20 protein-coding genes and 1 tRNA gene are annotated in these 21,426 nt (G+C 36.7%); 17 read left to right on the plus strand and 4 right to left on the minus strand.

Annotated elements, in window-relative coordinates; genetic code table 11:
• Positions 1-588: 588 nt before the first annotated feature.
• The 13 genes from dnaA to LACWKB8_RS09195 all read left to right on the plus strand — a co-directional run bounded on the left by dnaA (position 589) and on the right by LACWKB8_RS09195 (position 15,130).
• Positions 589-1,956 (plus strand): chromosomal replication initiator protein DnaA, encoded by a 1,368-nt coding sequence (gene dnaA, locus LACWKB8_RS00005; protein ID WP_038520426.1) that lies wholly within the window; start codon positions 589-591, stop codon positions 1,954-1,956.
• A gap of 172 nt (positions 1,957-2,128) precedes the next feature.
• Positions 2,129-3,259 carry a DNA polymerase III subunit beta gene (gene dnaN, locus LACWKB8_RS00010; RefSeq protein ID WP_038520428.1) on the plus strand — a complete coding sequence of 377 codons (1,131 nt, stop codon included), beginning with the start codon at positions 2,129-2,131 and terminating at the stop codon, positions 3,257-3,259.
• 224 nt (positions 3,260-3,483) lie between these two features.
• Positions 3,484-3,693 carry a S4 domain-containing protein YaaA gene (gene yaaA / locus LACWKB8_RS00015; RefSeq protein WP_038520430.1) on the plus strand — a complete coding sequence of 70 codons (210 nt, stop codon included), beginning with the start codon at positions 3,484-3,486 and terminating at the stop codon, positions 3,691-3,693.
• Between the two features lie 6 nt (positions 3,694-3,699).
• On the plus strand, positions 3,700-4,839 hold the full coding sequence (recF, locus tag LACWKB8_RS00020) for a DNA replication/repair protein RecF (protein WP_038520433.1): 1,140 nt from the start codon (positions 3,700-3,702) through the stop codon (positions 4,837-4,839).
• Positions 4,829-6,793: a DNA topoisomerase (ATP-hydrolyzing) subunit B gene (gyrB, locus tag LACWKB8_RS00025; protein WP_038520435.1), complete on the plus strand. Its 1,965-nt coding sequence runs from the start codon at positions 4,829-4,831 to the stop codon at positions 6,791-6,793. The genes recF and gyrB overlap by 11 nt, the downstream gene beginning before the upstream one ends.
• 9 nt (positions 6,794-6,802) lie before the next feature.
• Positions 6,803-9,289, plus strand: coding sequence for a DNA gyrase subunit A (gyrA, locus tag LACWKB8_RS00030; protein ID WP_038520437.1), 2,487 nt, complete (start codon positions 6,803-6,805; stop codon positions 9,287-9,289).
• A 205-nt stretch (positions 9,290-9,494) separates the two neighbouring features.
• A complete protein-coding gene (rpsF, locus tag LACWKB8_RS00035) occupies positions 9,495-9,788 on the plus strand; it encodes a 30S ribosomal protein S6 (protein WP_034978626.1) in 294 nt (97 codons plus the stop codon).
• A gap of 54 nt (positions 9,789-9,842) precedes the next feature.
• On the plus strand, positions 9,843-10,352 hold the full coding sequence (gene ssb, locus LACWKB8_RS00040) for a single-stranded DNA-binding protein (protein WP_038520442.1): 510 nt from the start codon (positions 9,843-9,845) through the stop codon (positions 10,350-10,352).
• Positions 10,353-10,374: 22 nt separating this feature from the next.
• The gene (gene rpsR / locus LACWKB8_RS00045) at positions 10,375-10,614 is read left to right on the plus strand and encodes a 30S ribosomal protein S18 (RefSeq protein WP_038520445.1); all 240 of its coding nucleotides are present in this window, start codon (positions 10,375-10,377) and stop codon (positions 10,612-10,614) included.
• 281 nt (positions 10,615-10,895) lie between these two features.
• Positions 10,896-12,917 carry a DHH family phosphoesterase gene (locus tag LACWKB8_RS00050; RefSeq protein WP_038520449.1) on the plus strand — a complete coding sequence of 674 codons (2,022 nt, stop codon included), beginning with the start codon at positions 10,896-10,898 and terminating at the stop codon, positions 12,915-12,917.
• Between the two features lie 12 nt (positions 12,918-12,929).
• On the plus strand, positions 12,930-13,385 hold the full coding sequence (gene rplI / locus LACWKB8_RS00055; protein ID WP_038520452.1) for a 50S ribosomal protein L9: 456 nt from the start codon (positions 12,930-12,932) through the stop codon (positions 13,383-13,385).
• A gap of 37 nt (positions 13,386-13,422) precedes the next feature.
• Positions 13,423-14,802 carry a replicative DNA helicase gene (gene dnaB, locus LACWKB8_RS00060; protein ID WP_038520455.1) on the plus strand — a complete coding sequence of 460 codons (1,380 nt, stop codon included), beginning with the start codon at positions 13,423-13,425 and terminating at the stop codon, positions 14,800-14,802.
• 169 nt (positions 14,803-14,971) lie between these two features.
• A complete protein-coding gene (locus tag LACWKB8_RS09195; protein WP_109585634.1) occupies positions 14,972-15,130 on the plus strand; it encodes a CsbD family protein in 159 nt (52 codons plus the stop codon).
• A gap of 78 nt (positions 15,131-15,208) precedes the next feature.
• On the opposite strand, the gene LACWKB8_RS00065 is transcribed toward LACWKB8_RS09195, so the two are convergent.
• Both LACWKB8_RS00065 and LACWKB8_RS00070 read right to left on the minus strand, forming a co-directional pair.
• The gene (locus LACWKB8_RS00065) at positions 15,209-16,408 is read right to left on the minus strand and encodes a DUF2974 domain-containing protein (RefSeq protein WP_038520457.1); all 1,200 of its coding nucleotides are present in this window, start codon (positions 16,406-16,408) and stop codon (positions 15,209-15,211) included.
• 116 nt (positions 16,409-16,524) lie between these two features.
• A complete protein-coding gene (locus tag LACWKB8_RS00070; RefSeq protein WP_038520460.1) occupies positions 16,525-17,226 on the minus strand; it encodes an MgtC/SapB family protein in 702 nt (233 codons plus the stop codon).
• Between the two features lie 154 nt (positions 17,227-17,380).
• Between LACWKB8_RS00070 and LACWKB8_RS00075 the strand changes: the two genes are divergently transcribed.
• A tRNA-Thr gene (locus LACWKB8_RS00075) sits at positions 17,381-17,453 on the plus strand.
• 236 nt (positions 17,454-17,689) lie between these two features.
• Positions 17,690-18,292, plus strand: a complete 603-nt coding sequence (locus LACWKB8_RS00080) for a hypothetical protein (protein ID WP_038520463.1) — start codon at positions 17,690-17,692, stop codon at positions 18,290-18,292.
• A 243-nt stretch (positions 18,293-18,535) separates the two neighbouring features.
• Here LACWKB8_RS00080 and LACWKB8_RS00085 read toward each other — a convergent pair whose 3' ends face one another.
• Positions 18,536-19,786: a HEPN domain-containing protein gene (locus tag LACWKB8_RS00085; protein ID WP_038520466.1), complete on the minus strand. Its 1,251-nt coding sequence runs from the start codon at positions 19,784-19,786 to the stop codon at positions 18,536-18,538.
• Positions 19,787-20,091: 305 nt separating this feature from the next.
• Here LACWKB8_RS00085 and LACWKB8_RS00090 point away from each other — a divergent pair, with 305 nt between their 5' ends.
• Entirely contained in the window at positions 20,092-20,277 is a 186-nt protein-coding gene (locus tag LACWKB8_RS00090; protein ID WP_038520469.1) for an ABC transporter ATP-binding protein/permease, read from the plus strand.
• A 152-nt stretch (positions 20,278-20,429) separates the two neighbouring features.
• Entirely contained in the window at positions 20,430-20,702 is a 273-nt protein-coding gene (locus LACWKB8_RS00095) for a hypothetical protein (RefSeq protein WP_082229370.1), read from the plus strand.
• Positions 20,703-20,798: 96 nt separating this feature from the next.
• On the opposite strand, the gene LACWKB8_RS00100 is transcribed toward LACWKB8_RS00095, so the two are convergent.
• Complete coding sequence (locus LACWKB8_RS00100; protein WP_038520475.1) at positions 20,799-21,377, minus strand: hypothetical protein; 579 nt, start codon at positions 21,375-21,377, stop codon at positions 20,799-20,801.
• Positions 21,378-21,426 lie beyond the last annotated feature (49 nt).

A 21,426-nucleotide genomic window follows, 5' to 3' on the forward strand; every position in this document is an offset into this window, starting at 1 on the left:
TTAACGAAGTTTAATGCAGAATGCAGTAAAAAATTAACTAACCAAAAAGATATATTTGAAAAATAGCAAATATGTCTTTTTGCGCTTCTGCTATAGCTTTATAAATTGCAGACTTTAATACTAAAGTTATACGAAAACTAACTATAAGCTTTTAAATTAATTATTATTACTTTTCCCTCCGAACTAAAAGTTAATCTTTTTATGTCATGACAAAAGATTTTGTTCTTAGTAGGCTATCTATTCTTCATTTAAGCTGTTTACATTTTCGCTCTAAAAATTATCCACATTTTGCAATTAACATGATTTTCCACATTTTTATCCACAATCTACAAGCTGTTTAAAATTTTATGCACAGTATGTGGATATATTGTCACCCAAGAATGATCTTTTACTGTCATAGCAGTATAAAATTTCCACAAATTTATTGTACATAAATAATTAATTAGCAAAATTCAGCATTTTTTTGTGCATTTTCCCTATTAATCTATCCACAACTTGTTAATTCTGAATTAATGTTGTTCACTTGTGGAAAACATTTTTATTAGATGGTAAAATATGTGTTGCTCAACGTAAGCGGAGGGAAATATTTTGTTTGATATTAATAAATTTTGGCATCATTTTATTAGCGAAATGCACGAACATTTTAATGAGGTAGCTTATAACGCCTGGTTTAAAAACACCAGGCCTCTTTCCTATAATAAGGAAACTCATGAATTGAAAATTGCAGTCCAAAATCCTGTAACTAAGGGATATTGGGAAAAAAATTTGGCGTCGCAATTAATTCAATCTGCTTACGGGTATGCCAATATTGAAGTTATGCCAGTTTTTCAAATTGAAGGTGATAAAAGTACAGAAAGACTAGTAACTCCAAAAGTGCAAACTCAAGTAGTTTCTGAGAATACCCGCCCACAAACAGATAACGCATTTGTGCGCAGCCTGAAACTCAATGAAAAATATACTTTTGACAACTTTGTTCAAGGTGAAGGAAATAAATTAGCAGCGGGAGCTGCTTTGGCGGTAGCTGACAGTCCTGGTAGCTTTTATAATCCCCTTTTTATTTTTGGCGGTGTCGGTTTAGGAAAAACGCACCTGATGCAGGCTATTGGCCATCAGATGTTGGCGGAACGCCCCAATGCAAAAGTCGTTTACATTCAAAGTGAAACTTTCGTTAATGACTTTATTAACTCAATTAAGAACAAAACGCAGGATCAGTTCCGCGCTAAATACCGCACATGCGACTTATTATTAGTTGACGATATTCAATTTTTTGCAAAAAAAGAAGGTATTCAGGAAGAATTCTTCCATACGTTCGAAACGCTTTATAATGACCAAAAGCAGATAGTCATGACAAGTGACCGGCTTCCAACCGAAATACCAGATCTATCCGAACGTTTGGTATCAAGGTTTACCTGGGGCTTACAGGTTGAAATTACCCCACCCGACTTAGAAACCCGAATCGCAATTTTACGCAAAAAAGCCGAAGCCGAAAACTTAACTATTGATGACAATACTTTAGACTATATCGCTTCCCAAGTTGATACCAATATCCGTGAACTTGAAGGTGCTTTAGTAAAAGTCCAAGCACACGCCACAATTGAACATGAAGACATTAATGTCAATCTAGCGCGTGAGGCGCTGGCTGATCTCAAATTAGTCCAGAAAAATCAGGGCTTGCAAATCTCTAAAATTCAAGAAGTAGTTGCAAATTATTTTCAAACTTCAACGCACGAATTAAAAGGAAAAAAGCGTGTACGCCAAATTGTGGTACCACGGCAAATAGCAATGTATTTGTCCCGTGAATTAACTGATTCCAGCCTTCCTAAAATTGGCCAGGAATTTGGTGGTAAGGATCACACAACCGTTATGCATGCTTATGAAAAAATCAGCCGGGAAATAAAAACTAATTCCGATATTAAGACCGCTGTCTTTGATTTAAAGCAGATGCTTGACCGCTAAAAGTTATTCACTGTGGAAAAATAGCAGAGTTGTACACATTTTCTTAACCGTAATAATTACGTTATTTTAAGGCTGTAATAACTTTTCAACAGAAGTCACAAGACCTACTAATACTACTAATTAAATATATAATTAATATAAAGGAAATAGACAAAATAACAGGAGGCTCCAAATGAAATTTACCGTAAACAGAAATCTTTTTCTAGACAATTTAAACAATGTAATGCATGCCATTTCTTCCAGAGCAACTATCCCTATTCTCAGTGGAATTAAGCTTAACTTATCTGAAGATGAATTACTCTTAACTGGTAGTGATACCGATATTTCAATAGAAATTAAAATTCCGGTTAGTGAAGATCTAACTGTGGGCTCTACCGGCTCAATTGTATTACCAGCACGCTTTTTTAGTGAAATTATAAGACGATTGCCTGGAAAAGAATTTTCTCTAGAAGTTAAAGAAAGCTTTCAAACCCAAATTATCTCAGAAAATAGTGAGTTTACAATTAATGGTTTGGATGCCAATAACTACCCAAGATTACCGGAAATTCCTGACGAGTCCTCTTTTGTTATTTCGGGAAAAACTTTCCGCGAAATTATCAATGAAACTCAATTTGCCGTTGCAACTCAAGAAAGCCGCTTAGTATTAACGGGAGTGCATTTTACTTTTAGTCCAGATAAGATTCATGCTGTAGCCACCGATTCCCATAGGTTGTCTAGTCGGGCCTTAGCTTTAGAAAATGGTCCGCAATCCAAGACTGATCTGATCATTCCTGGAAAAAGCTTGCTTGAGCTTGCTCGGATTATTGGTGAAACTAACCCTGAAATTAGAGTATGTCCGGGAGAAAATCAGGTTCTTTTTGAAATCGGCAATATTCTGTTTTATTCACGTTTGCTTGAAGGCAGCTATCCTGATACTGAGCGCCTAATCCCAACAGATAGCACGACAACTGTGGAATTTGATTTAATGGAACTTTCCAGTGCACTAGATCGGGCAAGTTTACTGACACATGCTGGACGCAATAACGTAGTTGATTTAACTCTTGATGTCGACAAGCAAATTGCCAAACTGTCTGGTGAGTCCGCTGAAATTGGTAATGTTGAAGAAGATGTCGGCTTTAAAAAGCTGACAGGTAAAAATCTGAAAATTTCATTTAATCCTGATTATTTACGTGACGCCTTGAAAGCTTCAGTAACTGACTCAGTTGTGATGTCATTCACGCAACCGCTGCGACCATTTACGGTCAACCCAGATAAAAGCGCTATTGATTTTGTCCAACTGATTACCCCAGTTAGAACATTTTAATCATTAAATTGAGCATAAATAAAAAGTCATCATTTGATGGCTTTTTTTAGAGTCAACTTTTTATAATCGACCGAAAATGCTTGTCAGTTTATTTTTAATGTCATTTACTATGAATTGTTTATTTTAAAAAAAGCCGTTTATATGGCTTTATACGGGCTTTTAGTTGTTTTTTACTTGTGAAACGAATATACTTATTATAGGTATTTAAAGTGGTGAAGGTGGTTATGATCAAAGAGTTTAAGTTAACGAGTGAGTACATCACTCTAGGGCAATTTTTAAAAGAAGAAAGTATCATTTCTTCTGGTGGTCAGGCTAAGTGGTACCTGCAAGACAATCCAATTTTACTGAATGGGGTCAAAGAACAAAGACGCGGCAAGAAATTGCGTTCTGGTGACAAGCTTGAAGTAAACCAAGAAACTTATGAATTGCGGTAGCATTAAATGTATCTCAAGCATTTTATTGCACAAAATTACCGTAATCTGCAGCAGTTTGAGGTTGATTTTGATCCCAACGTCAATATTTTCATAGGTCAAAACGCGCAAGGCAAAACTAACTTACTCGAAGCAATTTACTTTTTGGCTTTAACACGTTCTCACAGAACTAGTAATGACAAAGAATTAATTGCTTTTGGTCAAGATTATGCCAATGTATCTGGTCATGTATATAAAAGCCAAATTGACTTATCTCTGCGGGTTCTAATTACTAAAAAGGGTAAAAAAGTTTGGGTTAATCGGATTGAACAAGCGAAGTTGTCCAAATATGTGGGACAATTGAACGCTATTTTATTTTCTCCAGAAGATTTAGATTTGATTAAAGGCGCACCTAGTCTGAGAAGACGTTTTATGGATCAGGAATTTGGGCAAATTAGTGCAGAATACCTCTATTTTGCTGGCAAGTATAAGCAAGTCTTGCAGCAAAAAAATAATTACTTAAAGCAATTAGCAAAGGGTGATGCGCACGATACCATGTTCTTGGAAGTTTTATCTGATCAATTGGCTGGAGTTGCAGCAGAAGTAGTTGTTCGCCGTTTTCAATTCCTAAAAAGCTTAGATGAGTACGCCCAAGATGCCTATAATCACATTAGTACCGGTGCAGAAAATTTGCAGGTAACTTACCAACCGTCAGTTAAGGAAATAACAGAAAAAGATAGTGTTGAAGAAGTCTATCATAAGTTACTGACTAACTTCCAAAAAAATCAGAAGGTTGAAATTATCAAAGGTACTACTTTGAGTGGTCCTCACAGAGATGATATTGAGTTTACACTTAATGGCAAAGATGCGCATTTATATGGTTCTCAAGGGCAGCAAAGAACCATAGCGCTCAGTCTTAAACTGGCCGAAATACAGCTCGTGCACCAGATAACTGCTGAATATCCATTATTGCTGCTTGACGATGTTATGAGCGAACTTGATCATAAACGACAAAGCGCCTTACTTAATTACATTCACGGCAAAACACAAACATTTATTACGACAACAGATCTTGCGGGTATTTCCTGGGAAATAATTAAAAAACCGAAAATATACCAAATTAAATCTGGACAAATTTATTTAGAAGAGGGGAAATTGCATGGCAGATAATGAAAAAGAAAATCTCAATCAAATTAAGCAATATGAAAAAGAAGCCGATAAATATAATGCCAGTCAGATTCAGGTCTTAGGCGGACTTGAAGCAGTTCGTAAGCGTCCAGGAATGTATATTGGTTCTACCAGTTCTCAGGGCTTGCACCATTTAGTTTGGGAAATAATTGATAATGGTATTGATGAAAGTCTTGCCGGTTTTGCCACTAAAATTGAAGTCACCATCAATGAGGACGGCAGCGTTACTGTCCAAGACGATGGTCGTGGTATTCCGGTAGATATTCAAAAGAAAACTGGCCGGCCAGCTCTGGAAACTGTTTTTACTGTTTTACATGCCGGTGGTAAATTTGGCGGTGGCGGCTATAAGGTTTCTGGTGGTTTGCACGGAGTAGGTGCGTCAGTCGTTAACGCTCTTTCGACCAAACTGGACGTTACGACTATGCGTGACGGTAAAAAATATTTTATTGATTTTAGCCGTGGCCGTGTAGTTGACGAAATGAAAATGATTGGGACAGTTCCATTATCTGAGCATGGTACTATCGTCCATTTTTTCCCAGATCCAGACATTTTTACTGAAACCACTTCATTTGATGATAAGATTCTCAAAAACCGTATCCGTGAGTTAGCCTTTTTAAATAAGGGCCTGAAATTAACGTTTACAGATAAGCGTAAAGAAAGTGCGGAAACCGATGTTTATCACTATGAAGGCGGAATTCAGGAATACGTTTCATTCTTAAATCGTGATACAGAAGTATTATTCGATGAGCCGATTTATGTAGAAGGTAACGATAACGATATCAACGTTGAAGTTTCTTTGCAGTATACAAAAGGCTATAAAACAACATTAATGACCTTTGCCAATAATATCCATACTTATGAAGGCGGAATGCACGAGGCAGGGTTCAAGACAGCCTTAACGCGGGTAGTTAATGATTATGCCCATAAGACCAAGTTATTAAAAGATAGTGATGATAATCTTTCAGGGGAAGATATTCGTGAAGGAATGACTGCTGTTGTTTCAGTTAAGCACCCTAATCCGCAATTTGAAGGTCAGACTAAGACCAAATTAGGGAACTCTGATGCACGGACTGCAGTAGATCACGCTTTTTCTGAAACCTTCAACCGTTTCTTAATGGAAAATCCGCAAGTTGGCCGGAAGATTGTTGAAAAAGCCCAACTGGCTGAACGTGCTAGAACAGCTGCTAAACGTGCGCGTGAAGTGACACGTAAGAAATCTGGATTGGAGATCGCTAATTTGCCTGGTAAGTTAGCTGACAACACTAGTAATGACCCCAGCATTTCTGAATTATTTATAGTCGAGGGTAATTCGGCTGGAGGCTCTGCTAAACAAGGTCGGTCAAGATTAACACAGGCGATTTTGCCAATCCGTGGTAAGATTTTGAACGTTGAAAAAGCGTCAATGGACCGCATTTTGGCTAACCAAGAAATTAGGTCACTGTTTACAGCTTTAGGAACCGGTTTTGGCGCAGATTTTGATGTGTCTAAGGCTCGTTATCACAAATTAATCATTATGACAGATGCCGATGTCGATGGGGCTCACATTCGAACACTACTCTTGACTCTCTTTTACAATTATATGCGGCCGATGATTGAAAAGGGCTACGTTTATATTGCACGTCCGCCTCTATACCAAGTGCGCCAAGGCAAAGTGGTCAGATATTTAGATACCGATGAAGAATTGCATGATTATCTGGGCAGTTTGCAGCCGAGTCCCAAACCGTTGGTACAACGTTATAAGGGATTAGGTGAAATGGATCCTGAACAATTATGGGATACGACTATGAACCCTGAGAATAGACGGCTTGACCGTGTTAGCCCGGAATATGCTAAAAATGCCGATGAGGTCTTCGAATTACTGATGGGTAATGAAGTAGGACCACGACGCAATTTTATTGAAACTAACGCTAAATACGTTGAAAACTTGGATGCATAGGAGGTTTAAATGGATAACGACAATCAAGGTCAAGATCACAGAATAAGAAACGTTGATTTGACCAGCGTAATGAATAGTTCATTCTTGGATTATGCCATGTCCGTTATCGTCGCACGGGCTTTACCCGATGTGCGTGATGGCTTAAAGCCGGTTCAACGCCGGATTTTATATGGTATGAGTGAACTAGGTGTTACACCAGATAAACCATACAAGAAGTCTGCCAGAATTGTAGGGGAGGTTATGGGTAAATTCCACCCTCACGGTGATTCCTCAATTTATTTGGCAATGGCTCATATGGCCCAAGATTTCAGCTACCGCTATATGCTCGTTGACGGACACGGCAATTTTGGTTCAGTTGATGGTGATGAGCCCGCCGCAATGCGTTACACTGAGGCGCGCATGAGCAAAATAGCCGTTGAAATGCTGAGGGATATCAATAAAAACACTGTTAATTGGCAACGCAATTATGATGATTCTGAAAATGAACCGGTGGTATTGCCGGCTAGAATACCAAATCTTTTGGTTAACGGTACTAGCGGTATTGCGGTTGGTATGACTACCAATATTCCGCCACACAACCTTTCAGAAGTGATTAAGGGACTGCACATGTTAATGAATAATCCCGCTATCACTACTAAAGAACTGATGAAGGCAATCCCAGGTCCTGATTTTCCTACAGGCGGAACAATCATGGGTCGCGGCGGCATTTATCGCGCCTATGAAACTGGTCGTGGCAATATTGTCGTTCGTGCTAATACCAATATTGAAACTGAAAAAAGTGGCCGTGAAAGAATAGTCGTCACTGAAATACCATACTTGGTTAATAAAGCAGAACTGGTTAAGAAAATTGCTGATTTAGCGCGTGCTAAAACAATTGATGGTATTACTGGTGTGCGTGATGAATCAGATCAAACGGGGATGAGAATTACCATTGATATCCGCCGTGATGCCAGCGCTAGTGTGGTTTTAAATAACTTGTTTAAACTGACGCAAATGCAAGCTAACTTTGGCATGAATATGGTAGCAATCGTCGATGGTGCACCGCACTTTTTAAGCCTCAAGCAGATGCTGCAATATTACTTGGAACACCAAGAAGATGTTGTTACCCGTAGAACTAAATTTGAATTAGCCAAAGCCGAAGCTAGAGCACACATTCTTGAAGGTCTCCAAATTGCCCTTGATCATATTGACGAAATCGTCCACATCATTCGGCAGAGTCAATCAAGCGATATTGCTAAAGCTGCCTTAATCAGTCGTTTTGGTCTTGATGACAAGCAGTCACAAGCCATTTTAGATATGCGCTTGGTACGGTTAACAGGTCTTGAGCGTGACAAGGTTGAAGCTGAATATAAGGAATTACAAGCTAAAATTGCCGACTATAAAGATATTTTGGCAAAGCCGGAGCGCATTAATGAAATAATCTACAATGAATTGCTGGATATTCAAAAGCGCTTTGGTGATGATCGGCGGACTAAGATTGGTGCCAGTGAAGTTGTTTCAATTGAAGATGAAGATTTAATTGAAAAACAAGATGTTTTACTAACCTTAACTCATAGTGGCTACATTAAGCGGATGCCAATTACTGAATTTAAGACTCAAAATCGTGGTGGTAAAGGTATTAAAGGTATGGGCGTTAAAGATGGCGACTTCATTGCCAACCTCATTTACTCAAGCACGCATGATATGCTACTGTTCTTTACCAACAAGGGCAAGGTTTATTCAAAGAAAGCCTATGAAATTCCGGAATTTGGCCGTACAGCCAAGGGTCTCCCAATAGTCAACTTATTGCAACTGGAAAAGGGCGAAAAAATCCAAACGATTGTTAATATTCCTGAAGATGCGGATGACCAATACTTATTCTTCATTACAAAGATGGGGACGGTCAAACGGACACATGTCAGTGAATTTGGCAATATCCGTAACAGCGGTTTAATTGCTTTAACCTTGCGTGATGGCGATGAGTTGAATAATGTCTTAGCTACTGATGGCAAACAAGATATTTTAATCGGTACTCACTTAGGTTACGCCGTACGCTTTAATGAGCAGACAGTTCGTTCAATGGGCCGGACAGCAGCTGGCGTTCGCGGAATTAATTTACGCGAAAATGACTATGTGGTTGGCTCTGGCGTCATTAAGAATAGCGATGAAGTGCTAGTCATTTCAGAAAAGGGTTACGGCAAGAGAACAGCAGCTGCCGAATACCCAACTAAAGGTCGCGGCGGAAAAGGTATTAAAACCGCAAATATTACCGAGAAAAATGGTCCACTCTCTGGTGTGACAGTGATCGATGGCAGCCAGGATATCATGGTGATTACTGATGATGGTATCATGATCCGCTTTAAGACAAAGGATGTTTCTCAAACCGGGCGCAGCACTTTGGGTGTTCGCTTGATCAAAGTTAATGACAACAATAAAGTTGCCAGTCTTGCGGTAGTTCCTGCCGAAGAAGATCAAGAAGTTGCTGCAGCCGAAGAAACTGACAGTGAGCAGGATTAATTACTAAACTAAAATTTTAAAAAATTAGCAAATTATTTAACGTATTTATTAATAAGGGATGAAAATTTCTTAGTGGATCACGTGAAGATAGTTTGGTAATTTTTTATTTATGTGCTAGAATTAGAGATTGCGAGTAATAAACTTCATTACTCCTTGTTCTTGATTTTTAGCAAGAACCATTTAGTCCAGAAGGAGGTGCACTAGTATGACAACTACTAAGTACGAAATAACTTATATTATCAAGCCTGACATTGATGAAGAATCAAAAAAGGCGTTGGTTGAAAACTATGATAAAGTTATTACCGATAATGGTGGTACGATGGTTGAGTCAAAAGACTGGGAAAAGCGTCATTTCGCATATGAAATTAATAAATATCGTGAGGGATTATATCACGTTATGACTTTCACTGCTGATAACGCTGACGCAGTTAACGAATTTGACCGTTTATCCAAGATTGATACTGCCGTTTTACGTTCAATGACTGTTAAAGTTGGATAATTAAGAACAAAAACGTTATCGTTTTCGTGATTTAGGAAAGGAAGGACCTAAAGTATGATTAATCGAGTTGTACTTGTTGGCCGTTTAACACGTGATCCTGAATTACGTACTACTGGGAGTGGAATCTCGGTTGCTACGTTTACTCTTGCCGTCGATCGTCAATATACTAACGCTCAAGGTGAGAGAGGTGCAGATTTTATCAGTTGTGTCATTTGGCGCAAAGCAGCAGAAAATTTCTGTAATTTTACGTCTAAAGGTTCACTTGTTGGTATTGATGGCCGAATTCAAACCAGAAACTACGATAATAAAGACGGGCAAAGAGTATATGTAACGGAAGTTATTGTTGATAATTTCTCATTGCTTGAATCACGCAAAGATCGTGAGGCCCGTGGTCAAAATGGTGGTTACACACCAAATAATAATGGTAATTATGGTAATCAAAATACCAATAACAACCCTAATATGGGTACGCCAAACCAGAACAATGGCCTAGATAATACTCAGGATCCATTTGCCGGTTCAGGCGATACCATTGATATTTCTGATGATGATTTACCATTCTAAATTGATAGAAAGGACCTAGGATATGGCTCAACAAAGGAGAGGCGGCGCCCATCGTCGTCGTAAGGTTGACTACATTGCTGCCAACCATATTGATTACGTTGACTACAAGGACGTTGATTTGTTGAAACGTTTTATCTCCGAAAGAGGTAAAATCTTACCACGTCGTGTCACTGGCACCAGCGCTAAGAACCAACGTAAAGTAGCTAAAGCAATTGAAAGAGCTCGCATTATGGGCTTGTTGCCATTTGTTACTGAAGACTAATAAAAGCAACTAACAGGAATTAAGTAGTGCTACTGATTACTTAATATCAAAATATAGACTGTTAATGAGATAAATCTCGAGATTAAGCTTACTTAATTTCGAGATTTTATTTTACCTAAAACAGGGTCGCAGTAATTTAGCAATAGTGCAGGACGTGAAATTAGAGTAACTGAAACTGACATAACGATATTTTTAACCTTAATATTGGGGAGTTTCTTATCCAGTCAATCCAATGTATAATGATAATGATGTATTATACATTAATTTAGGAAGGACCTTACATGAAAGATTTTTTACGTAAGCTTGAATTTCCTGCTTTTATTAAAGATTCCAGACTAACAGCTTCTGTTATTATCATTTTAGCCTTGTCGCTTTTAGGCAGCATCGTTGCCATGATTATGAGCCCATTATTTGGCTTGGCTATGGTCTTGATCTTTATTTTGACTGTGGCGTGTGTTGTTTATGGCGCATATATCTTAGCTGGCAATGCGAATAACTTTGCTGTCAGTTTATCTTATCGGATTAAGCGCAGCGAGCAAGAAGCAATGATTAAAATGCCTCTGGGCATTTTGCTATATGATAAGGATCGCCAAATTCAGTGGGCAAATCCTTATTTACAACTCTATTTAAAAAATGAAGAATTAATTGGTCACACAATAGCAGCGGTTGACCCTGAACTAGATAAATTAATTGATGAATCATTAAAGGCAAAAACTGCCGAAAATCATGTAGTAAATTGGGATGGTCATCAATTTGAAATGGTTATTCAGGACAATCTCGGCGTTGTCTATTTGCTTGACATTACGCGTTATGCCAAAATTGAAGAACGCTATCAGAATGAATTATTAGCCATCGGACAAATATTTATTGATAATTATGATGAGCTAAGTGAAACAATGCATGATCAAGAGCTGACCGCTACCAGTGCTTATGTGCAAAATACTCTGAGTGATTATGCGAAAAAATTCAACGCGTATCTTAAGCGTATCGACGAAGATCATTTTTTGCTTTTGCTTCATATGCAAGATTTGACTCAGATGGAAAAAGATAAATTTTCTGTTTTGGATAAAATACGCTTGGAAACAAGTCGTAATAATACCCCTTTGACGTTGTCTATTGGAATTGCCTTTGGTAGTAGTTTGATTACCGAATTAGCTGATCAGGCGCAATCTAACCTTGACTTGGCACTGGGTCGGGGCGGCGATCAGGTTGTTCTTAGCCAGCCAGGAAAGGCTGCCCGTTTCTTTGGTGGTAAATCTAATCCGATGGAAAAGAGAACCAGGGTCAGAGCCAGAATGGTTTCACAAGCAATTAGCGAGCTTTTTAAAGAAGCGGATCGCGTTTTTGTAGTTGGTCATGCCAGCCCAGATATGGATTCGGTTGGTAGTGGAATAGGCGTTGTCAAAATCGCCCGTTTGCACCATGTAAAAGCTAATTTTGTCCTAGATGTCAATAAAACCAACTATGATGTCAGTCGCTTAGTTGCGAAAATGGCAAAAGTAAAGGGAGATAATGATATTTTCATTTCCCCAGATGATGCACTAAATGAGTTGACCGCTAAGTCAATGTTGGTCATGGTTGACCATTCGAAATACTCTATCACATATTCAAAAGAATTATACGAACGGCTCAGAGATAGAATTATTGTGATTGATCATCACCGACGCGGCGAGGAATTTCCGGAAAATCCAATGCTGACATACGTTGAGCCTTATGCTTCGTCAGCTTGTGAGCTGGTGACTGAAATGGTGGAATACCAGCAGCCTAGTTCTGGTAAGCGCGTTTTAACAGATCTTGACGCTACGGCAATGCTGGCAGGAATTACGGTTGATTCCAAAGAATTTTCATTGCGTACGGGTACTAGAACGTTCGATGCGGCCAGCTATTTACGTTCAATTGGTGCAAGTACGATGGGTGTTAGCGAGTTGCTAAAAGAAGATATTGATAGTTTTCTGGAGCGCACTCGTCTTGTCAGCAGCTTGCAGATGATCAAGCCTAAGATGGCTGTTTTATGCGGACCTGATGACAAGGAAATAGATCCAATTGTTACTGCTCAGGCTGCGGATACTGCTCTAGATTTGGAAAACGTTGAAGCTAGTTTTGCTATTACTCGGCGTGACAAAGATACAATTGGTATATCAGCCCGTTCAATGGGTGATATTAATGTCCAGGTTATAATGGAAAAACTCGGCGGCGGTGGTCATCTGTCTAATGCTGCCACCCAAATTAAAGGGATTACTGTTAAGGATGCACTTGCTAAATTACTTGAGGCAGTGGATACTTATGAACAAGAAAATGAATAAAAGGAGAGCACAATGAAAGTTATTTTTACTAAAGATGTTAAAGGTCGCGGTAAACGTGGAGAAGTTAAAAATGTTCCTGATGGTTATGCCCAAAACTTTTTATTTAAAAGAGGATTAGCTAAAGCAGCTACCAAAGCTAACATGCACACTTTGGAAAGAGTGGCTGCTAATGAAAAAGCAGCATACGAAAGTGAAAAGGCTGAAGCTGAAAAAATCAAGTCTGAACTTGATAAGGATGAAACAGTCGTTAATTTCAAATCTAAGGCCGGTTCTGACTCAAGGCTATTCGGTTCGATCTCAGGAAAAAAGATTGTGGAAGGCTTGGAGCAGCAATTTGGTATTAAAATTGACAAGCGCAAATTGAACCTGCCTGAACCGATTAAATCATTGGGCTACACTAATGTACCGGTTAAGTTATTCAAGGGCGTAGAAGGCAAAATTCGCGTTCATATTACTGAACAGGATTAGCCCTGAAATAGATTCTGATAAAAAGTGGGCGTGATTAATGGATAATATTGTCTCACAGCAAATACCGCACGATGATGAGGCGGAAAAGGCAGTTTTAGGTGCAATTTTTATTGATCCTGATGCAATTGCTGATGCGAGTGCAGAGGTTCAACCCGACGATTTTTATAAAAAGGCCAACCAGCTGGTTTTTCAGGCTATGCTTGATCTATCTGATCGTGAGGATGCAATCGACCCGTTAACTCTGCAAGATGAATTAACTAAGAAAAATCAACTAGACGATATTGGCGGTATTGCTTACGTTTCTGAATTAGCTATGGCAACACCGACAGCTGCCCATGTCACTTATTATGCTAAAATTGTTCATCGGAAGGCACTGTTGCGGCGGCTTATTTCTGCCAGCCAAAAAATTATAACGAATGCAATGCAGGATTCTGATGATGTTACTGACATTTTAGATAACGCCGAAAGCGAGATCATGAATGTTTCATCGGAAAATAACGCCAATGGTTTTCGCAATATCAAGGATATTGTTAATTCGGCTATTGATGAAATCAATGATATTCCAGAAGATGGCAACATGGTCACGGGACTGCCCACTGGATTTGTTGAGCTTGATAAAATGACTACTGGTTTTCATGATGATGAGCTGGTAATTGTAGCCGCCCGTCCCGGAGTGGGTAAGACTTCTTTTGCTCTTAACGTGGCGCAATATGTAGGCTTGCACACAGATAAAACAGTGGCAATGTTTTCTTTGGAAATGAGTGGCGAACAGTTGGTCCAAAGAATGCTGGCATCAGAAGGCTTGATTAATTCGCAACATTTGCGAACTGGTCAACTGGATGAAGATGAATGGCCTAAATTGGTTGCAGCTTCGGGTTCTTTAGCAACAGCCAGCATTTACATTGATGACACTCCAGGTATTAAAATGAGTGAAATTAGAGCGCAGGCACGCAGGCTCGCCAAAGAAAAAGGCAATTTAGGGTTAATAGTCATTGACTACTTGCAGCTAATTGAAGGTCCTCACAGTGAATCACGTCAGCAGGAGGTTTCGGCTATTTCACGGCAACTAAAGAAATTGGCCAAGGAGCTGCACGTGCCTGTGATTGCCTTGTCACAGTTATCACGGTCAGTTGAACAAAGACAAGATAAGAGACCCGTTTTATCTGATATTCGTGAGTCCGGTTCAATTGAGCAGGATGCGGATATTGTTTCGTTTCTTTATCGTGATGATTATTATCGTGATGAGGAAGATGGTAATAAGGATAAAGAAGTGGCGGCAGAAGATGATAACGGTGAAGTGGAAGTTATTATCGAAAAGAACCGTTCAGGTAGTAGGGGAACAGTCAAGTTAATGTTTTCCAAACCGTATAATCGCTTTTCAAACCTCGATTATAGTCATGATCAGCCTAATGAATAATAAGTAATAAAAGTTGTGGTAATTTAGACTAAAATGCCACAGCTTTTTGTTTTAATTGCATTTTTTAACAAAAAATAAAGCGTTTTTGATGACAATATTTTTACAACATTGTACTATTAAGGTGTGAATAGAAAATTTTCGCTAATTTTTTGGGAAAGGACCGATTAAGATGGCCGATAAAGGATTTAAAGACAAGGTAGCTGGCAAAGCTAAAGAAGTCAAAGGCAAGGTTCAACAAGCTGCTGGAGATGTTAAAGACAAGGCACAAGAAGCTACTGAAAACGTCAAAGATAAAGTTGATGACGTTAAGGATAAAATGAAGAAATAACTAGTTAATTAGTTAAGTAAAAGAGGCTGGAAAACATTTTAGTTTTCCAGCCTCTTTTTGGGTTACACATGAAACAATTTACTTTAATTTACGTAGAACACTTTCTGGTAGTTTAAGATTCGGACGATCTGGGTCGTAAAATTCATAAAACACTGGAGCTTTATTTGAATCATTGCTTTTAGGATAAAGTTCATAATTGCTGGCCATCAGAGGCAAAGTCATATTTCTTTTATATGAATTCCAGATATTGCTCAAGACTTGGGTCAGCAATTTTCGCTCTTGGGGTTCAAGAGAGAGAAAGACGCGCCCAAACCTATATGTTCCCACAATTTTATTACTGGTTAATTGGTTTAATTCATCAATGTCATAATTTTCAAAGGCCTCAAATAGATCTGAAAAGGCAGTGCCTCTTTCTTGGTCTGGAATAGAATTATTAAAATTAATGAGCGCGTGTCTAATTACGCGACTGCCTGATGAGAGCCCGTCAGCTAAGGTAAAACTGTCTCTGCCTACAGACCAGCGGCGCGGATCATGTTGGTTGCGCATTGGTACGGTACTTTTGACCACTAAAGTTTGTTCGGGATGATCAAGCATAGCACCAAAAATTGAACCCTGAGGGATATAGGTTTTCATTTTAGACATTGAAGCGGTAAACCCAGAACTCGTATATACTTTATGGAAAAAGCCTGGTCCGTCAAAACTAATCGCTTTTATTACCCGGTTCTGAATTTCAGGCTCAACAGCGCTTAGAGCATATTGAGCAAAATTGCCGCCCTTTGAATGACCAAGTAAAAAAATCTTTTGGTTAGTAAATTTTTCTGCAATAGCGGTAAGATACTTGGCTGCGACATCTTGACCGTAAATTTCTGGCAAGTAATTCATGCCCATGTCTTCGTTTAAGCCAATCATGGTACCATCTGTTCCCCGAAAGGAAATGGCAATGGTATCTGAATCAAGTGAAAAGGTGGCAGCAGTAAATTGCAAGGGATGAGGGTCTTTTGCCAGTTTGTCTGTCCAATCTAAAATTTTAATATTTCCAATTCGGGGACTTTCTGGTAATAAAAATATTTCGGTTGCCGTTTCTGTATGCATTTGATGCTGAAAAGAGGGCAAATTGCGGAGTTTTTCTGCCACTTCTTTTAGCGTATGCCCGTTGGCAGAACTGTCAGCTGGTAAATAAGCAATAGATGATAGCAATGATGCATCAACACTGTTAAATGGTTTTTCAGAAAAAGTTAAATCACCACGCCAACGTAAATAGTCAAGGGAACCAGCCATAACATTTCTCCTTTCGAATAAAAACTTATATTAACATTGTAATAAGTAAAAGCAATTAGTAGCTAATTAATGCAAAAAAAACAATAGAATTAACTATTGCTTAAAGATTATTTGTACTATTTGTCTATACTGGCATAACTGATGCGCTTAATATCAGGATATTTTCGTAGAGCCATAATAATATCATTTTCATCAATATTATTGTTAATAATACCATCTACAAAAAAGATAATTCGCTCGTCACTAACAAACAGTATCTTGACAGAAACATTTTCAACATGATTTGCTTCAAGCTCCTGCTCAATAGTGTGCAAAATATTCGGCTTATTAACCGCTTCTATTTGAATGTTAAAACGAATATGCATGATGATTTTATCAATTATAGCATCATCGTGAAACATCATTTGAATAACAAAGAGAAAAGCAGTTGCCAAAATTCCGATAAAATATAAACCTGATCCAATTGCCATGCCGATTGCAGCTGTGGCCCAAATACCAGCTGCCGTGGTTAAACCGGAAATTTGCTGCTTTTTAACTAAAATAGCGCCAGCGCCAATAAATGAAATACCGGAAACTATTTGAGCTGCAATTCTGGAAGGGTCTAAAGCGAGATCAGACATTTTTAATAAATCGCCAAAGCCGTACTTTGAAACTATCATGAATAGTGCGGAAGAAAAGGCAACTACAATATGTGTTCGCACTCCGGCGCTTTTCCTTTGAATTGCGCGTTCATAACCGATTAGCGCCCCGCATAATGATGCAACTATGAGTCTTAATAGCCAGGGGAATTGCGCGTTAATCGCTGCAAAATTTGCCATTACATCCACTCCATTTCTAAATCTTTTATTATATTATACTCTTAAAAAAGTACGCCAAAGTTTAGTTATAGCAAAAACCGAGAAAAAGTCAAAAAGTGCTTGCGTAAACTGATAGAATATGTTTTAATTAATATCGTTGTCGAGATATGACAATGCTGACTTAGCTCAGTTGGCAGAGCACGTCACTAGTAATGATGAGGTCGGAGGTTCGAATCCTCTAGTCAGCATTAATAAATACGTTTAAGCCTTTCAAATTGTTGATTTGAAAGGCTTTTTTATTAATTTGAACCAAAATGAAATTCTTTGAAATTAACACATTTCAAACACATTGAAAATTTGCGTGTGTTTAGAATGCGCTTGTAGAAATTTAAGAGTACTAAATATGGTGATTTAACGGGCTTGAAAGCCCGTTTTTAATGATAAAATATGTTTAAGTAATAAATAATATAATTAAGGGGTATTTATGAGTATTGAGATCAAACAAAAATTCAGCCAATTCTATGAAAAATATACTTGGTTGATTTGGCTTTTTTTCGGAATAATCATAGGCATAATAATAGATGGAAAAATACATTACAAAATAAACTTAATCGGTGAGCAAATAGGATCCTTAGCTGAGTGGATTGGAGGATTAGCTACTACTGCATCAGTAATAACGTCTTTGCATTTTGCAACTAGAAAACGCCCTGATGTAAAAGTATTTCATTCATTAAAGCAAGATATCGATAAAATTAGCAAAAAAACAATTCCTTCGACTCTTTCAATTACGTTTTCAGCTTTTAATCAAAGTAATAATATCGTAGTACTACAATTTTATGGGCTAAGAAAAAATAAATTAGATGATTTTGTGAGACCAACAAGCTATGAAAAAAAAGAAATTAAACCAGGAAATTCTTTAGAGTATGAATTTCATGTGAGTGATATTAATAGAGACTACCACCTTGAAAATTATAAAGGAAAAATTGAAATTGGCTTTGCTAAGCCTGATGGAACACTATACACTGAGACTTTTAAATGGAATGATTTTAAACTTAATACAAAAGGTATAGAAAATCTTTTGTTATAAGGATTTATGGACTTTAAATTAGATTTATTTACAGCTATTTTATGTATAATTAATTTAGCTGTGTAAGGAGAAGGACAAGCTACAATAGAAGGTTAAACAAAATTAACCTTTTTTATTTTACTAATGATATTAATGAGAAACTAGATATTGTGATTTAAATATCTCAAAAAAGATAAGTCCATCAGTTCTATGGATGTATATAAAAAGAACGAATCATGTTTTCTAATATCTATTACTACAGAATTAATTAAAGCGTAATTTTAAATAAAAATCATGCCAATTAATATTCTTAAATTTTTCTATATTTTTAACAAAATATATGCATAATTGCAAACTTATTCCACGTAAATAATATAAATCTGATAATGTTATTTTTGGTTTCTTGCTTCCATGAACTAAGTTCGATCTCTTAGTATATAATGCCTTTAGTTTACTATACATGCTTGTTCTAGTTTCAAGTTCATTACTGAGTAGTTCTGCACATCTTTCACAAATTTGATCTGTAATATTTTGACTGAAATCTTTCTCTTCTACTAAAGATTCAATTGCTATCATTAAATCTAAAAATGCTTGTTCTAAATTACTTTCAATAGTTGCTCTTCCAATGTATTTAATAGAACTGTATATTTTATTTTCTATATCTTCTGCTTTAATACTTTGATTATTCTTAATTTTATTGTTTAAAATGCTCATAAAAACTTTTAATATGTTGTTTTCTGAATTTGTCAAAGATAAATCAACTTGAAGAGGAAATGATTTGTTATCTTTTCTTCTGGATGTTTCTTGTATTATTCCATCATCTTTGTAATATAAAGCACTTATTGATGAAGTGTAATCTTCATCATCCCCTATCCCTATAATATATGAATTATCTATATTACTATAAATACTGTGTAGTGCTAATATTAGGTCATTTGCATAACTTAAACTAAGTTCTTTTGCTGTTTCCGAATTATTCGCATATACTTTAATAAAAATATATGATTTCTTACTATCAGTCGTATTCATTTCTTCGGACAATCGATCACTCTTTTTAAGATTTTTTGTTTTAATAAAATTATTAATTTGATCGTTTTTATATTTTGCAGGGCAAATAGCTATATTCTTATAATTTTCTGGGTAAATCGAACTTACTTTAATTCCATAAACAGGTAAAAAGAAAGTGTAAGGCACCTTTTTTTCTTTTAACATATTAATTATTTTTTGAGCTACATAGTCTGTGCTTCTGTTTTTAATGTATTTGTAGCTGGTAATCATATCCATAATTTTATTTGTTAGAAACTTTTCAGCACCGCCGGAAAAATTTTCCCCGAGAACCTTATCTTCGATTATATTATTTACTAATTTATGTAATTCATTATTTTTAAAGAGAATAGGTTCACCTTTAGTAGGTAATGCTATATTGTATTTATAATCAGGAGTACGATAATTTTTTTCAGTACAGTTGTCTATAAAGTTTTTAAGATTATCATAAATTATTTTTTCATTTTTCATTTTTCAATACTCCTTATATAACTGATCTTCATAATATGTAAATCGATTAAGACTAATTACATTCTTTTTTATTATATTATTGGTCATGATAACTTTCTATTAAAAATAGTTGATTATAAATAGTTATGATTACTTACTCTCATTATTCTCTGAACCAAGTAAAAATAAATTTAGTAGGCAAAGAAAAAGCAAGTCGCTATATTGCCAATGATTAAAGCAGTGTAATAAACAAGTTTTCGGTGTAAAGTTTAATTATTTTGCACTAATAATCTCAGAGATTTTCTATTTTTTATAAAAGTCAATTTTTGGCAGAAAACGAAGACAAAACAATTATTTGTGTAACTCAGCGCTTGTCAGCCGTGAAATATGCGGATAAGATTCTCTTTTTACAAAATGGCAGGGTTCTGGGCTTTGAAACACACGAAAAATTAATCAGAACTAATGCTGATTATCGTAAGATGTACAATTTACAAAAAGAGGCTAATGTCTAAATACAGGTTGGTCTGAAAAGTACTATTTGATAAAATCAAAGTAATTCAGTAAAAAAATACTTTTGGTAAGAAAAATCCTAAAGCAACAATAAACTTTGTAATTAAATTGGTTTGAGCAAGTATTGGCTATATACGCAAGCGGAATAGAAGGTGTGACAAGTTTGAACTCTATTAAAAAGTTTTTAGATTGGCTAATAAGTTTATTACTGATTATAGTGGTCGGGATGATTTTGATCACACTTTTTTCTGCATATTATAGTTTTGGCACTATGATTTTTGGAGTCCATGAGGCAAGCGCAATAAAGGATTTTTGGTTCACAGAAATCATGTTGGGTACAGTTTATGTATCTGTAGTTATGGTCATTGCTATATATACAGCAATAACTCGTTTTTTGAAGAAAAGAAAAAATAAAGTTTCTAGTTAAGTTGCTAAGATCACAATATAGTAAGGTAAAGGCAGATAGTTAAGTGAACTATCTGCCTTTTATTGTTCTAAATCTTATTTTTTAAAAAAACGTTTACTAATATAAAAAACCTTTATAGTGGCGCTTGTTCAACTTTTTAGCAAGTTTAACTGAGCGATACCAGTGAGTCGTATTATGTATACTTGTTCCATCAATCGTGTTTGCAATTGATAATACCTGGTGACCCTTAAGTTTGGAGACGTTGAAAAATTCACCGCCATTTTCACCCCAGCCGCCGTCTTCACCATCATCACCAGTATCTGGTATACCGATGCCAGCAGGTTCGTTCCATTGTTTTACATTTAACCAAGTAATACCTCTTTGTTTCTGATAGCCAGGGATGAATACCCAATCAGCTCTTTCAAAATCCGGTTTATCATGTGGTATATATTTATGTATTACTTTAGGTGTATATTCACCTAAAATATACGTTGTTTTAGTTATTTTTACTTTGCTGAGATATTTTCTTCCAGCCCCGTCATTATAATATTGGTACCAAGTTCCGCGCATGTTCTTAGGAAAAACAGTAGGAACTCCTTTTGCTTGAGCAGTATTCGGAGTGTTACATACACTTCCGACGCCAATAGCTACAGCGATTAATGCCAATATTGTGAAAATTCTTTTCTTTAGTTTCATTTTCTTTCTCCTATTTTTACTACTAAATTGTATTATATACTACTAATCA

This window comes from Lactobacillus sp. wkB8, assembly GCF_000761135.1.
In the GTDB taxonomy this organism is placed as follows: domain Bacteria; phylum Bacillota; class Bacilli; order Lactobacillales; family Lactobacillaceae; genus Lactobacillus; species Lactobacillus helsingborgensis.

Excerpts from the sequence above, each read along its gene's own strand:
- yaaA (WP_038520430.1), top strand. The coding sequence starts at position 3,484 with ATGATCAAAGAGTTTAAGTTAACGAGTGAGTACATCACTCTAGGGCAA.
- LACWKB8_RS00065 (WP_038520457.1), bottom strand. The coding sequence starts at position 16,408 with ATGGCTGGTTCCCTTGACTATTTACGTTGGCGTGGTGATTTAACTTTT.
- LACWKB8_RS00085 (WP_038520466.1), bottom strand. The coding sequence starts at position 19,786 with ATGAAAAATGAAAAAATAATTTATGATAATCTTAAAAACTTTATAGAC.
- LACWKB8_RS09195 (WP_109585634.1), top strand. The coding sequence starts at position 14,972 with ATGGCCGATAAAGGATTTAAAGACAAGGTAGCTGGCAAAGCTAAAGAA.
- gyrA (WP_038520437.1), top strand. The coding sequence starts at position 6,803 with ATGGATAACGACAATCAAGGTCAAGATCACAGAATAAGAAACGTTGAT.
- LACWKB8_RS00100 (WP_038520475.1), bottom strand. The coding sequence starts at position 21,377 with ATGAAACTAAAGAAAAGAATTTTCACAATATTGGCATTAATCGCTGTA.
- recF (WP_038520433.1), top strand. The coding sequence starts at position 3,700 with ATGTATCTCAAGCATTTTATTGCACAAAATTACCGTAATCTGCAGCAG.
- LACWKB8_RS00070 (WP_038520460.1), bottom strand. The coding sequence starts at position 17,226 with ATGGCAAATTTTGCAGCGATTAACGCGCAATTCCCCTGGCTATTAAGA.
- gyrB (WP_038520435.1), top strand. The coding sequence starts at position 4,829 with ATGGCAGATAATGAAAAAGAAAATCTCAATCAAATTAAGCAATATGAA.
- rpsF (WP_034978626.1), top strand. The coding sequence starts at position 9,495 with ATGACAACTACTAAGTACGAAATAACTTATATTATCAAGCCTGACATT.
- ssb (WP_038520442.1), top strand. The coding sequence starts at position 9,843 with ATGATTAATCGAGTTGTACTTGTTGGCCGTTTAACACGTGATCCTGAA.
- LACWKB8_RS00050 (WP_038520449.1), top strand. The coding sequence starts at position 10,896 with ATGAAAGATTTTTTACGTAAGCTTGAATTTCCTGCTTTTATTAAAGAT.
- LACWKB8_RS00080 (WP_038520463.1), top strand. The coding sequence starts at position 17,690 with ATGAGTATTGAGATCAAACAAAAATTCAGCCAATTCTATGAAAAATAT.
- rplI (WP_038520452.1), top strand. The coding sequence starts at position 12,930 with ATGAAAGTTATTTTTACTAAAGATGTTAAAGGTCGCGGTAAACGTGGA.
- rpsR (WP_038520445.1), top strand. The coding sequence starts at position 10,375 with ATGGCTCAACAAAGGAGAGGCGGCGCCCATCGTCGTCGTAAGGTTGAC.
- dnaB (WP_038520455.1), top strand. The coding sequence starts at position 13,423 with ATGGATAATATTGTCTCACAGCAAATACCGCACGATGATGAGGCGGAA.
- dnaN (WP_038520428.1), top strand. The coding sequence starts at position 2,129 with ATGAAATTTACCGTAAACAGAAATCTTTTTCTAGACAATTTAAACAAT.